Below are 13,775 nucleotides of genomic sequence, written 5' to 3' on the forward strand. Positions count from 1 at the left end.
TTGATAGGCCAGATCTGGAAGCCCGGTAACGGGTGGAGGTGACTGGTACTAATAGGCCGAGGGCTTGTCCTCAGTTGCTCGCGTCCACTGTGTTGGTTCTGAAACCACGAACAACCCCGCATAAGGTCACGTGCGGTGCGGTTGACAGTTTCATAGTGTTTCGGTGGTCATAGCGTGAGGGAAACGCCCGGTTACATTCCGAACCCGGAAGCTAAGCCTCACAGCGCCGATGGTACTGCAGGGGGGACCCTGTGGGAGAGTAGGACGCCGCCGAACTAGTTTTGATAGAAAGCCGCTGGTCTTGAGCATTTCGCTCGAGGCCAGCGGCTTTTTTGTTGTGTGTCACCCCGTGTTCACGTTCCGCGAGCAGCATCACGGCCATGGGCACAGTTGCAATGCTGCACGCCGCAGGCGTCGGAGCCGGTGATGAGGTCATCGTGCCGGCTTTCGGGAACCCCGAGGTCGCCGACGCGGTCGTCGAGGCCGGGGCGACCCCCGTCTTCGCCGACATAGACCCGGACACCTACTGCCTCGACCCCGAACGTGTGGCGGACCGCGTCACCGCGCGGACCTCCGGGGTCATCGCTGTTCACCGCTTCGGGCACCGGGCCGACATAGCGCGACTGCACGACCTCGGTAGCCGGCACGGGTTCCTCGTACTCGAACGGGGCGAGTCCGAGAAGCCGTACGCGGAGCTGGGGCAACGCAGGGCGCACGCCGCCTACCTGAACGGAAAGCTGAGTGGGGTGCGGACGCCGGCCGGGCACGAGGGGCACACCTATCAGCAGTACGTCGTGCGGGTTCCCGGGAATGGGCGGCCCGACCGCGACGCATTCGCCCGGACATTGCGGAGCAAGGGCGTCGAATGCCGGGTGCCGGTGAAGACTCCGGTGCACCGACTGCCCGCGTTCCGGCGCGACACGGAACTCCCCGAGACAGAGCGGGCCGCCGACGAGACATTGGCGCTGCCCGTCGACGGACCCATGACGCGTAAACAACTCCACCGTCTTGTCTCCGCCTGCAACGCGCTGGGTGGACTGCTGCAACCGGCCTTTTAGTCGAGGGTCGGCGGCGGTTCGAGCGGAGCTGAACTTCAGGTATGCTTTATCTCGTTGCAGAGCGGGAAACCGCGAAGCGGCCGGCCCCTATAGCTCAGTCGGTAGAGCGTCTCCATGGTAAGGAGAAGGTCAGCGGTTCGATTCCGCTTGGGGGCTCAGCGAAGAAAGAGGCTCCCGCCTTAAAGGCGGGAGCCTCTTTCCATTGGCGCGTGCACGACCCGTCCTCTCAGTCGTGCTGAATCTCCGGCACCCGCATCGTCAGAATCGCCATGTCGTCCGAGGGCGCGTCCGCCGCGAAACGCTCGACCGCCCGCATGATGCGCCCCGCGACCGCACCGGCCGTCAGGCCCGTACAGCCCGACAGGACGTCCGCCAGGCCGTCGTCGCCCAGCATGCGCGTGCCCTCGCGGCGCTCCGTGATGCCGTCGGTGACGCAGAGCAGGACGTCGCCAGGGTCGAGCGTCATCGTCTGCTCGTACAGTTCGAGGTCGTCCATGACGCCGAGCAGCGGCTGCGGCTCCGCGAAGGGCTCGACCGAGCCGTTCTGGCGCAGACGCAGCGGCTGCGGGTGTCCGGCGCAGACCATCTTGAGGACCGCCGAGCCGTCCTCCTGCGGCCACAACTCCCCGTAGAGCAGCGTCAGGAAGCGGCTGCGGGCGCCCTCGTCGAGGATCGCCGCGTTCAGGCGCTCCAGAACCGCCGGGCCGCCGAAGCCCTCGCGGGCGAGGAGACGCAGCGCGTGGCGGGCCAGGCCCGTGACGGCCGCGGCCTCCGGGCCCGTGCCGCAGACGTCGCCGATGGCGAAGCCGTACGCGCCGTCGCGGATGGGGAAGAGGTCGTAGAAGTCACCGCCCACCTCGTTGCCCTCGCCGGCCGCGCGGTAGATGACCTCCACCTCGACGCCCGGGATGTGCGGGAGCTCCGGCGGCAGCAGGCTGCGCTGGAGGGACTGGCTGATGGCCATGCGCTCCGAGTACAGGCGCGCGTTGTCCAGGGCGAGCGCCGCCCGGCGGCTCAGGTCCTCGGCCAGCTCCAGGATCTCCTGGCGGAAGTGTTCGTCCGTGGGCTTGCCGAGCGTGAGCATGCCGATGACGCGGTTGCGGGCGACGAGCGGCAGGACGACCGTCTCGCCGCCGACCGCGGCGGCCGTCGCGAGGGTGGTGCCGATGCCCGAGGTGACGCTGGCGGGTTCGCCGAGGCCCAGGCTGCGCATGGACGTACGGAGCGCTGCCTGGTGGGCCGCTTCGGCGGGGGCCGACCAGACGCGAGCGCCGGGGGTGGGCACCGGCTCCGGTGGGGTGACCTTGGAGAGGAGGGCCTTGAGGCCGTCGATGCGGTCCTCGTCCTCGTGCAGGACGTAGGAGAGGTACGGCTCCGAGACCTGGTCGGCGATCATGTAGACCGCGCACCAGGTGGCGAGCGTGGGGACCGTCATCTGGGCCATGAGCGCCAGGGTCTGGTCGCGGTCGAGCGTGCCGGCGAGCAGGTCGGAGGCTTCGACGAGGAAGCTGAGGGAGCCGCGCCGCAGCTTCTCCAGCTCGCCGAGGCGGGCCGATTCGACGGCCATGGCGATGCGGTCGGCGGCGAACTGGAGGCGCAGCGCCTCCTCGTTGGTGTAGCGGTCGGGAGCCTCGGCCGCGACGCCGAGGGAGCCGGTGAGGCGGCCCTCGACCTTGAGCGGAACCGTGACGACCGAACGCATGCCCGTACCGCTCAACAGCGGGACCGCGCCCGGCACTTGGGTGAGGTCCTCGTGGACGGCGGGCATCCTGGCCGAGCCGTAGCGGCCGGGGCCGACCTCGACCGGCACGCGCGCGAAGCGCTGGCGTGCGGAGGGCAGGCCGGTGGAGGCGCGGACCTCGAGCTCGGTCTCGTCGTCGGTGGCCAGGAGCAGGAAGGCGGCGTCCGCGTCGAGCATGTCGCGGGCGCGCTCGACCGTGCGCTGGAGCAGACCGTCGAGATCGTCCGGGGCCGGTGAGCCGATGAAGACCTCGAAGGCGTCCGGGCTCTGGTTCTCGGCGGCGGTGCCGTTCTCCGACGTCGGCATGCGCAGCGGCGTCTGGAGCACGGCGCGCTCGTGGTCGCGCACGAGGAGGCAGACCGTGGAGGGTTCGCCGTCGGTGTCGCGGACGCGCAGGTGGGAGGCGTAGACGGCGGTGACACGGCCGCTGGCGCTACGGATGCCGTAGCTGCCCTCCCAGCGCGAGAGCCGCAGCGCGTCGGCGATGCCGGTGCTGGTGCCGGGCGTGTGCGGCCAGGCGGCGAGGTCGGTGAGGGGCTTGCCGGTGACCTGCTCGGCCCCGTAGCCGAAGAGGTGCTCCGCGTCCTCGTTCCACGCGGTGATCGCGCCGGTCCTGTCGATCTGTACGACGGCGACGCGGACCCGCTCGTCGGCGAGGGGGAGGAGGTCGGTGGGGAGGACCGGGCCCGCGGCGCGGGTGCCGACCGAGCGCTGGGGAAGGTCGATCTGGAACCAGACCTGCTTGTGGGTGGCCGAATAGTCGACGCCCCAGCGGCCGGCGAGGGCCGCGCAGAGCTGGAGGCCGCGGCCGCCCTCACGGTCGGGGGAGCCCATGTTGATCGCGGAGGACTGGAGCGGGATCTCCCGGTCCGGGTAGCGGTCGGAGACCTCGATGCGGACGTGGTCGTCGCCACGCAGGCACAGGACTTCCGCGGAGGTGCCCGCGTGGACGACGGCGTTCGTGACGAGTTCGCTGGTCAGGACCACCGCGTCGTCGATGATGTCGGCGTAGCCCCATCCTTGCAGGGTGTCGCGCACGAAGGAGCGGGCGGTCGCGACGGATCGCCCGACCGGTTCGAAGGTCGCAGCCGCGCGCGCGGTGATCACAGAACTCCCTGTACGAGTTGTACTCGCTGTACGAGTGTCGAGGCCAAGCTCTCCCGTACCCATGTCGCGGCCGCCCCTCCGATGCCCGCTCGTTTCCCGCCACCGCCCTGGCCGGGCGGACCGGGGTGGGTGGACAGCCGCTGCCAAGGTTACTTACCTTCGCCGTCCATGCGGATGCCGGTCGTCAGTGTTTCCGTTCCGGCGGGTGTGCGGAGCGTGTGCGAAGCTGCCGAACTGTTATGGCCTGGTTCAGCCATGGTGAAACACTGGGCAAGCTTCAGTTACGGACGCATCGAGAACCCGGTGCGGCGGTAGAAGCGAACCCGAGCAACCCGAGCAGTTCAGGTCGACCCCCGCGGGAGGGACACAGTGGAGTCTGGCGCAGCGACGCGGGGCAGGAAAGCGCGCGCGGAAGGCGGACAGTCCCCGAACAAACAGCACAAGTCGCGCAATGGCACCACAACGGTGGACACCGCGGCGCTGAACAGGCTGTTGGCAGGGCTCGTCGCGATGCGGGACGGCAATTTCCGCAAGCGCCTCACGGTCAGCGGCGACGGCGTGATGTCCGAGATCGCGGCCGTCTTCAACGAGGTGGCCGACCGGAATCTGCATCTGACCGGGGAGCTTTCCCGGGTGCGGCGCATGGTCGGGCGCGAGGGCAAGCTGACCGAGCGCCTGGAGACGGGCGCCTGCGAGGGGTCCTGGGCCGCCGCGATCAACGCGTCCAACGCGCTGGTCGACGATCTCGTACGGCCGGTCTCCGAGGTCGGCCGGGTGCTCACCGCGGTCGCCGAGGGTGATCTGTCGCCGCGCATGGAGCTGCGCTCGCAGGTACCGGACGGGACGGGGCACCCATTGCGGGGCGAGTTCCTGAAGGTCGGCCGGACCGTCAACAACCTGGTCGACCAGCTCTCCACGTTCACCGACGAGGTCACGCGCGTGGCCAGTGAAGTGGGGACCGAGGGCAAGCTCGGTGGACAGGCGCGCGTACGCGGAATGTCCGGTTCGTGGAAGGATCTCACGGATTCGGTCAACACGATGGCGTACCGGCTCACCGCGCAGGTGCGTGACATTGCTCTCGTCACCACCGCGGTGGCCAAGGGTGACTTGTCCCGCAAGGTCACGGTTCACGTCGCGGGCGAGATGCTCGAGCTGAAGAACACCGTGAACACGATGGTGGACCAGCTGTCGTCGTTCTCCTCCGAGGTCACGCGCGTGGCCCGGGAGGTCGGCACCGAGGGCGAGCTGGGCGGCCAGGCGCAGGTGCCCGGTGTGGCGGGTGTGTGGAAGGACCTCACCGATTCGGTGAACCTCATGGCGGGCAACCTGACCGCCCAGGTGCGTGGAATCGCTCAGGTCACCACAGCCGTGGCCAATGGTGACCTGTCGCAGAAGGTCACCGTGTCGGCGCGCGGCGAGGTCGCCCAGCTCGCCGAGACGATCAACCAGATGACCGAGACGCTGCGCACGTTCGCGGACGAGGTCACGCGTGTCGCCAACGAGGTCGGCGCGGAGGGCCAGCTCGGCGGCCAGGCCAATGTGCCGGGCGCGGCGGGGACGTGGAAGGACCTGACGGACTCCGTCAACACGGTCTTCCGGAACCTGACCACGCAGGTGCGTGACATCGCCACTGTCACGACCGCGGTGGCCAATGGTGATCTCTCGCAGAAGGTCACCGTCGATGTCGCCGGCGAGATGCTGGAGCTGAAGAACACCGTCAACACGATGGTCGACCAGCTGTCCGCCTTCGGCTCCGAGGTCACGCGCGTGGCGCGCGAGATCGGCGTCGAGGGCGAGCTGGGCGGTCAGGCCCTCGTGGTCGGCGCGGCGGGAACGTGGAAGGACCTGACGGACTCGGTCAACACGGCTTTCCGCAACCTCACGGGTCAGGTGCGCAACATCGCCCAGGTGACGACGGCGGTGGCCAACGGCGACCTGTCGCAGAAGGTCACCGTCGATGTGTCCGGCGAGATGCTCCAGCTGAAGAACACCGTGAACACGATGGTGGACCAGCTCTCCAGCTTCGCCGACCAGGTGACCCGGATGGCGCGCGACGTGGGCACGGAGGGCCGCCTCGGCGGTCAGGCCCGCGTGGACGGGGTGAGCGGTACGTGGAAGGAGCTCACCGACTCCGTCAACTTCATGGCCGGCAACCTGACCTCCCAGGTGCGGCAGATCGCCCAGGTCACTACGGCTGTGGCGCGTGGTGACCTGTCGCAGAAGATCGACGTGGACGCGCGCGGGGAGATCCTGGAGCTGAAGAACACCATCAACACGATGGTCGACCAGCTCTCCGCCTTCGCCGACCAGGTGACCCGGGTCGCGCGCGAGGTGGGCACCGAGGGGCGCCTCGGCGGTCAGGCGCAGGTGCCGGGCGTCGCCGGTGTGTGGCGCGATCTGACGGACTCCGTGAACGGCATGGCGGGCAACCTGACCGCGCAGGTCCGCAACATCGCGCAGGTCGCCACGGCGGTCGCGCGTGGTGACCTGTCGCAGAAGATCGACGTGGACGCGCGCGGGGAGATCCTGGAGCTGAAGAACACCCTCAACACGATGGTGGACCAGCTCTCCGCGTTCGCCGAGCAGGTGACGCGGGTGGCCCGCGAGGTGGGTACGGACGGCATCCTCGGCGGCCAGGCCGAGGTACAGGGTGTGTCGGGTACGTGGAAGGACCTGACGCAGTCCGTGAACGGCATGGCGAACAACCTGACGCTCCAGGTGCGCAACATCGCCGAAGTCACCACGGCTGTGGCGCGCGGCGACCTGTCCAAGAAGATCACCGTCGACGCCAAGGGCGAGATCCTCGAACTCGTCACCACGGTCAACACGATGGTCGACCAGCTGTCGTCCTTCGCCGAGCAGGTCACGCGCGTCGCGCGCGAGGTGGGCACCGAAGGGCAACTGGGCGGCCAGGCGCGGGTGTCGGGCATCACCGGCATCTGGAAGGACCTGAGCGACAACGTCAACCTGATGGCCAACAACCTGACCGTGCAGGTGCGCAACATCTCCCAGGTCGCCAACGCGGTGGCCAACGGCGACCTGACCCGTACGGTGACGATCGAGGCGCGCGGCGAGGTCGCGCAGCTCGCCGACACGTTCAACACGATGGTCAAGACGCTGAGCTCGTTCGCCGACCAGGTCACCAAGGTGGCCCGCGAGGTCGGCACGGACGGCATCCTCGGCGGCCAGGCCCGCGTACCCGGTGTGGCCGGTACGTGGAAGGACCTCACCGAGTCCGTGAACGGCATGGCGTCGAACCTGACCGGCCAGGTGCGCAACATCGCGATGGTCACGACCGCCATCGCCAAGGGCGATCTGACCAAGAAGATCGACATCGACGCGCGCGGCGAGATCCTCGAACTGAAGACGACGATCAACACGATGGTCGACCAGCTGTCGTCCTTCGCCGAGCAGGTCACGCGCGTGGCTCGCGAAGTGGGCACCGAGGGCCAGCTGGGCGGCCAGGCACGCGTGCGTGACGTGGACGGCACCTGGCGCGACCTGACGGAGTCCGTGAACGAGATGGCCGGGAACCTGACCCGGCAGGTGCGCGCCATCGCGGCCGTCGCCACGGCGGTGACCCGCGGCGATCTCAATCTGAAGATCGACGTCGACGCGGCGGGCGAGATCCAGGTCCTCCAGGACAACATCAACAAGATGATCTCCAACCTGCGCGACACCACGATCGCCAACGAGGAGCAGGACTGGCTGAAGGGCAACCTGGCGCGCATCTCGGGCCTCATGCAGGGCCGCCGCGACCTCGACGACGTGGCCTCGCTCATCATGAGCGAGCTGACGCCGGTGGTCTCCGCGCAGCATGGCGCGTTCTTCCTGGCGTCGCCCCTGGACGACGGCGCCGATCCGACGGCCGCGGACGAGGACGCGTACGAGCTGCGCATGTGCGGCAGTTACGGGTACTCCATGGGCTCCATGCCGACCTCGTTCCGGCCCGGGGAGACGCTCATCGGGACCGCCGCCCAGGAGCGGCGCACGATCCTCGTCGAGAACGCGCCCAGCGGCTACCTGAAGATCTCCTCGGGGCTCGGTGAGGCGCCGCCCGCGCAGGTCATCGTGATCCCCGTGCTCTTCGAGGGCACGGTGCTCGGCGTGATCGAACTGGCGTCGTTCACGCCGTTCACGCAGATCCAGAAGGACTTCCTCGGGCAGATCGCCGAGATGATCGCGACGAGCGTGAACACGATCTCCGTCAACACCAAGACGGAGGTCCTCCTCAAGCAGTCGCAGGAGCTGACCGAGCAACTGCGCGAGCGCTCCGCGGAGTTGGAGAACCGGCAGAAGGCGCTCCAGGCGTCCAACGCCGAACTGGAGGAGAAGGCCGAGCTGCTCGCCCAGCAGAACCGCGACATCGAGGTGAAGAACACCGAGATCGAGGAGGCGCGGCAGGTCCTTGAGGAGCGCGCCGAGCAGCTCGCGGTGTCGATGCGCTACAAGAGCGAGTTCCTCGCCAACATGTCGCACGAGCTGCGCACACCGCTCAACTCGCTGCTGATTCTCGCCAAGTTGCTCGCCGACAACGCCGACGCGAACCTCACGCCCAAGCAGGTCGAGTTCGCCGAGACGATCCACGGCGCGGGCTCCGACCTGCTCCAGCTGATCAACGACATCCTGGACCTGTCGAAGGTCGAGGCGGGCAAGATGGACGTCTCGCCGACGCGGATCGCCCTGGTGCAGCTCGTCGACTACGTGGAGGCGACGTTCCGGCCGCTGACCGCGGAGAAGCAACTCGACTTCTCCGTACGGGTGTCGCCGGAGCTGCCCACCACGCTGCACACCGACGAACAGCGCCTGCTGCAGGTGTTGCGCAACCTGCTGTCCAACGCGGTGAAGTTCACCGACTCCGGCGCCGTGGAGCTGGTCATCCGGCCCGCGGGCACCGACGTGCCGAACGCCATCCGGGAACAGCTCCTGGAAGCGGGCTCGTTGCGGGAGGCGGACGGTGACCTGATCGCCTTCTCGGTGACCGACACCGGCATCGGGATCGCGGCCAGCAAGATGCGGGTGATCTTCGAGGCGTTCAAGCAGGCCGACGGCACCACGAGCCGCAAGTACGGCGGTACGGGGCTCGGGCTCTCCATCAGCCGTGAGATCGCCCGGCTGCTCGGCGGTGAGATCCACGCGGCGAGCGAGCCGGGGCGTGGCTCCACGTTCACGCTGTACCTGCCGCTGCACCCGGCCGAGCTGCCGCCCCAGGGGTACGCGCAGCTCGCCCCGGCCGTCGAACCGGGTCGCCCGCTGGCCCTGGACGCCGCGCCGCAGGAGCCCGCCGAGGTGGAGACTCCGGCGGAGGTGAAGTCCTACCAGGAGACGCAGAACGGGGCCGCGGCGCTCTTCCGGCGCCGCCGCCGGTCCGCACCGGCACCCGAGGCCCGTCCGGCGCCCACGGGGCGGACGACGTCCGCGCAGTCGCACTGGGAGGAGCTCGAGGAGGAGGCGCCGAAGGTGCGGCGCACGTTCCACTTCGGTGGCGAGAAGGTGCTCATCGTCGACGACGACATCCGCAACGTCTTCGCGCTCACCAGCGTCCTGGAGCAGCACGGCCTGTCGGTCCTGTACGCGGAGAACGGGCGCGAGGGCATCGAGGTCCTGGAGCAGCACGACGACGTGACGGTCGTCCTGATGGACATCATGATGCCCGAGATGGACGGCTACGCGACGACGACGGCGATCCGCAGGATGCCGCAGTTCGCCGGGCTGCCGATCATCGCGCTCACCGCGAAGGCGATGAAGGGCGACCGGGAGAAGGCCATCGAGTCCGGCGCTTCCGACTACGTCACGAAGCCGGTCGATCCCGATCATCTTCTGACGGTGATGGAGCAATGGATGCGAGGGGAGTGACCGAATCGCCGAACATTCGCGCGGCGTTGCTGACTGAGTGTGGCCACATCCGTGTAGAAGTGCGGTAACCGGGGAACCTTCTGGTCTCCCACTGCGTTTCTGCTACGTGCACAGTGACATCTCGGTGACAGGGTGTGGCGGCAAGCGGGGTGCGGCTACGATGACCGGCACAAGGACGGACGGCACCAGGAAGCCGTCCCCTGGGGCGGCGGAAGGAGCCTCCCAGAATCCTGCGGACAGGGGCGGCCCCATGCCGGGGCGAGGAGGGCGGGCCATGGTGCAGAAGGCCAAGATCCTCCTGGTCGATGACCGGCCGGAGAATCTGCTGGCGCTGGAGGCCATCCTCTCCGCGCTCGATCAGACGCTGGTGCGGGCATCGTCCGGGGAGGAAGCGCTCAAAGCGCTGCTCACGGACGATTTCGCGGTCATTCTGTTGGACGTTCAGATGCCCGGAATGGACGGATTCGAAACCGCGGCGCACATCAAGCGGCGGGAGCGGACACGGGACATCCCGATCATCTTCCTCACGGCGATCAACCATGGCCCGCACCACACCTTCCGCGGATACGCGGCGGGCGCGGTGGACTACATCTCCAAGCCGTTCGACCCGTGGGTGCTGCGCGCCAAGGTCTCGGTCTTCGTCGAGCTGTACATGAAGAACTGCCAACTGCGTGAGCAGGCCGCGCTGCTCCGCCTCCAGCTGGAGGGCGGCGCCCGCGCCGTCGGCGACACGAAGGAGCCCGCCGGGCTGCTCGCCGAACTCTCCGCGCGCCTCGCCGCGGTCGAGGAGCAGGCCGAGGCGCTCTCCAAGCAGCTGGACGAGGAGTCGGCGGACGCGGCGGCGGTCGCCACGGCCGCACACCTGGAGCGCAAACTGACCGGTCTGCGCAGAGCCCTTGACGCGCTGGAGCCCGGCGCGGGCAACGGCGCGCCGTCGCTGCCGTCCCAGAGCTGAGGCCGCGCCCCGGCTTTGAGGGCGCGTCAGTTCGGCCACCTCAGGCCCGCGACACAGAAGAGTGAAGCACTGGGCACACGTGTACGTGGGCGCCTCCCCCGGTAACCTCACACCTATGGCCTCACGTCCCGCAGCCAAGAAGCCGCCCGCGAAAAAGGCGGCAGCGCCCACCAAGGCTCCGGCGAAGAAGGCCCCTGCGAAAAAAGCTCCCGCCAAGAAGGCGGTCGCCAAGGCGCCGGTGAAGAAGGCGGCGGGGAAGAAGCCCGCGCCCAAGCCGGCGCCCAGCCCCACCGGGGGCTTGTACCGCGTCGTGCGCGCCCTGTGGCTCGGCGTCGCACACAGCGTGGGAGCCATGTTCCGCGGCATAGGGCGTGGCGCCAAGGGGCTCGACCCGGCGCACCGCAAGGACGGCCTGGCGCTGCTCCTGCTCGGCGTCGGACTGATCTGCGCGGCCGGTACCTGGTCGAACCTGCAGGGCCCGGTCGGCGACCTCGTCGAGATGCTGGTGACCGGCGCGTTCGGCCGGCTCGACCTGCTCGTGCCGATACTGGTCGGGGTCATCGCCGTACGCCTCATCCGGCACCCGGAGAAGCCCGAGGCCAACGGGCGCATCGTCATCGGTCTCTCCGCGCTCGTCGTCGGCGTGCTCGGCCAGGTCCACATCGCGTGCGGCTCACCCGCGCGCGCGGACGGCATGCAGGCCATAAGGGACGCTGGCGGGCTCATCGGCTGGGCCGCCGCGACCCCGCTGAGCTTCACCATGACCGACGTGCTCGCGGTGCCGCTGCTCGTCCTGCTCACCGTGTTCGGGCTTCTCGTGGTCACCGCGACGCCGGTCAACGCGATCCCGCAGCGGCTGCGGCTGCTCGGCGTACGGCTCGGTCTCGTCCACGACGACCTGGCCGCCGAGGAGCTGATCGCCGACGACTACGAGGACGAATGGCGCGAGACCGCGCCCGCGCCCGCCAGGCGGCGCTCCAGCGCTCCCGGGGCGTACGACCCCGACGGCATAGAGGAAGACGCCCTCGCCAAGCGGCGCAGGCCACGGCGCTCGTCGGTGCAGCCGTCCATGGACCGTCCCATGGACGCCGTGGACGTGGCCGCCGCTGCCGCCGCGGCGCTCGACGGTGCCGTGCTGCACGGAATGCCGCCGTCCCCGCTGGTCGCCGACCTCACCCAGGGCGTCGGCACGGAGCGTTCGGGGAAGGTGCCCGCGCCGGAGCGCACGGCGCCGGTGCCAACCGCGCGCGGCAAGAAGTCCGCGCCGGTCGAGCAGGAGCCCGAGCCGACGCCGTCGAAGCTCGCCGTACCCGACCTGACCAAGTCCGCGCCCGAGGACGCACGAGAGCTGCCCGCGCGCGCGGAGCAGCTCCAGCTCGCCGGCGACATCACGTACGCGCTGCCCAAGCTGGACCTCCTGACACGCGGCGGGCCCGGAAAGTCGCGCAGCGCCGCCAACGACGCCGTCGTGGAGTCGCTGACCACCGTCTTCACCGAGTTCAAGGTCGACGCGGCCGTCACGGGCTTCACGCGCGGGCCGACGGTCACGCGCTACGAGGTCGAGCTCGGCCCCGCCGTGAAGGTCGAGAAGATCACCGCCCTGGCGAAGAACATCGCGTACGCGGTCGCCTCGCCGGACGTGCGGATCATCAGCCCGATCCCCGGCAAGTCCGCGGTCGGCATCGAGATCCCGAACACCGACCGCGAGATGGTCAACGTCGGGGACGTGCTGCGCCTCGCCGACGCCGCCGAGGACGAGCATCCGATGCTGGTCGCGCTCGGCAAGGACGTCGAGGGCGGCTACGTGATGTCGAACCTCGCGAAGATGCCGCACATCCTGGTCGCCGGTGCCACCGGCTCCGGCAAGTCGTCCTGCATCAACTGTCTGATCACCTCGGTCATGATGCGGGCGACCCCCGAGGACGTGCGGATGGTCCTCGTCGACCCCAAGCGCGTGGAGCTGACGGCGTACGAGGGCATCCCGCACCTCATCACGCCGATCATCACCAACCCCAAGAAGGCCGCCGAGGCGCTCCAGTGGGTCGTGCGCGAGATGGATCTGCGCTACGACGACCTCGCCGCCTTCGGCTACCGGCACATCGACGACTTCAACCAGGCGATCCGAGACGGCAAGCTCAAGACGCCCGAGGGCAGCGAGCGGGAGCTGAAGACCTACCCGTACCTCCTGGTGATCGTCGACGAGCTCGCCGACCTGATGATGGTCGCCCCGCGCGACGTCGAGGACGCCATCGTGCGGATCACGCAGCTCGCGCGCGCGGCAGGCATCCACCTGGTGCTCGCCACGCAGCGTCCCTCGGTCGACGTCGTGACCGGTCTCATCAAGGCGAACGTGCCCTCGCGCCTGGCGTTCGCCACGTCCTCGCTCGCCGACAGCCGCGTCATCCTGGACCAGCCAGGCGCCGAGAAGCTCATCGGCAAGGGTGACGGTCTGTACCTGCCCATGGGCGCGAACAAGCCGACCCGTATGCAGGGCGCTTTCGTCACCGAGGACGAGATCCACGCCGTCGTCCAGCACTGCAAGGACCAGATGGCGCCCGTCTTCCGCGACGACGTCACCGTCGGCACCAAGCAGAAGAAGGAGATCGACGAGGACATCGGCGACGACCTGGACCTGCTGTGCGCGGCGGCGGAGCTGGTCGTCTCCACCCAGTTCGGGTCCACGTCCATGCTCCAGCGCAAGCTCAGGGTCGGCTTCGCCAAGGCCGGCCGCCTGATGGACCTCATGGAGTCGCGCAACATCGTGGGACCGAGCGAGGGCTCCAAGGCCCGCGACGTCCTCGTGAAACCGGACGAAGTGGACGGAGTGCTCGCGGTCATCCGCGGGGAGAGCCAGCCGTAAAGGATCTTTCGATTTCGATGTCACTCGTACGGGGATCCGGGGCAACCGTTTCCCCATCGAGTACGTCAAGTTGAGGGAAGGGTCATCAACTTGTCCCACCATCAGGATGTCGGGCCATTCTGATGGCGTACAAAGTCCGGCCGCCCGGTTGCCCCACCCTTTCGCACCCCCCCTAGACTGAACCTCCAGCAGGTGGTT

At 68.8% G+C, this 13,775-nt stretch carries 5 protein-coding genes, 1 tRNA gene and 1 rRNA gene; 6 read left to right on the forward strand and 1 reads right to left on the reverse strand.

Annotated elements, in window-relative coordinates; genetic code table 11:
* The first annotated feature begins 159 nt into the window (after nucleotides 1-159).
* The 3 genes from rrf (at nucleotide 160) to ACH4RC_RS00015 (ending at nucleotide 1,214) form a co-directional block, all read left to right on the forward strand.
* A 5S ribosomal RNA gene (gene rrf, locus ACH4RC_RS00005) occupies nucleotides 160-276 on the forward strand.
* A 119-nt stretch (nucleotides 277-395) separates the two neighbouring features.
* The gene (locus tag ACH4RC_RS00010) at nucleotides 396-1,058 is read left to right on the forward strand and encodes a DegT/DnrJ/EryC1/StrS family aminotransferase (RefSeq protein ID WP_398195588.1); all 663 of its coding nucleotides are present in this window, start codon (nucleotides 396-398) and stop codon (nucleotides 1,056-1,058) included.
* An 83-nt stretch (nucleotides 1,059-1,141) separates the two neighbouring features.
* Nucleotides 1,142-1,214, forward strand: a tRNA-Thr gene (locus tag ACH4RC_RS00015).
* Nucleotides 1,215-1,284: 70 nt separating this feature from the next.
* Here ACH4RC_RS00015 and ACH4RC_RS00020 read toward each other — a convergent pair.
* A complete protein-coding gene (locus ACH4RC_RS00020) occupies nucleotides 1,285-3,906 on the reverse strand; it encodes a SpoIIE family protein phosphatase (RefSeq protein WP_398193099.1) in 2,622 nt (873 codons plus the stop codon).
* Nucleotides 3,907-4,275: 369 nt separating this feature from the next.
* Here ACH4RC_RS00020 and ACH4RC_RS00025 point away from each other — a divergent pair, with 369 nt between their 5' ends.
* The 3 genes from ACH4RC_RS00025 to ACH4RC_RS00035 all read left to right on the forward strand — a co-directional run bounded on the left by ACH4RC_RS00025 (nucleotide 4,276) and on the right by ACH4RC_RS00035 (nucleotide 13,577).
* A complete protein-coding gene (locus tag ACH4RC_RS00025; RefSeq protein ID WP_398193101.1) occupies nucleotides 4,276-9,762 on the forward strand; it encodes a HAMP domain-containing protein in 5,487 nt (1,828 codons plus the stop codon).
* 274 nt (nucleotides 9,763-10,036) lie between these two features.
* Complete coding sequence (locus ACH4RC_RS00030; RefSeq protein ID WP_398193102.1) at nucleotides 10,037-10,717, forward strand: two-component system response regulator; 681 nt, start codon at nucleotides 10,037-10,039, stop codon at nucleotides 10,715-10,717.
* A 115-nt stretch (nucleotides 10,718-10,832) separates the two neighbouring features.
* On the forward strand, nucleotides 10,833-13,577 hold the full coding sequence (locus ACH4RC_RS00035) for a DNA translocase FtsK (RefSeq protein WP_398193104.1): 2,745 nt from the start codon (nucleotides 10,833-10,835) through the stop codon (nucleotides 13,575-13,577).
* Nucleotides 13,578-13,775 lie beyond the last annotated feature (198 nt).

This window comes from Streptomyces sp. NPDC016845 (genome assembly GCF_044332585.1).
Classification (GTDB): Bacteria; Actinomycetota; Actinomycetes; order Streptomycetales; family Streptomycetaceae; genus Streptomyces.